Genomic DNA, 529 nt, shown 5'->3' on the forward strand with positions numbered 1-529 from the left:
GGCGCGATTGGCCTTTCGCAAGGGGCGTTTTGGCGGCTCCGCACTACGCCGGGCGCGTGCCCGCCGGAAAGAGCGCGTCGCGCAACCGCAGGAAAGGCAATTCAACGGCACGGGTGGTCAGGTAGCCCGCCGCGATCGCAATGGCGAACTGCATGACGAGCGCCAGCACCCAGACCATCGGCGGGGGCAGCCCATATGCCAGAGCCTCATGAATGATCAGGGCGCCGGGCGTGCGCGCCACCGTATGCCATAGATAGATGCCATAGGAATACACACCGATCCAGGCGATCGCCCGGTACGCAACGCTGTCGCGCAGGCGGCCTGAATGCTCCAGCACCAGCACGATCAGGGCGATGAAGCCGATGGACTGGATGGTGAAGCCGATGCTTTCCTCGATCACGATATCGGCCTGGCAGAACAATAGCCATGCCAGCAGTCCCGCCACGGCGGCGGCCAGCCAGCCGCGCCGTGCCGCCAGTTTGTGGTAGATGCCGGGCTTCATCCAGTACAGGACTGCGAGCATCACGCC

Annotated in this window: 1 protein-coding gene; it reads right to left on the bottom strand. The window is 64.8% G+C overall.

What is annotated here, in order from left to right:
- Window positions 1–43: 43 nt before the first annotated feature.
- The coding region (locus AC1DS3_RS39415; protein WP_477129469.1) for an acyltransferase family protein at window positions 44–529 on the bottom strand (486 nt) is incomplete at its 5' end.

The organism is Cupriavidus sp. 01L46 (genome assembly GCF_056399905.1).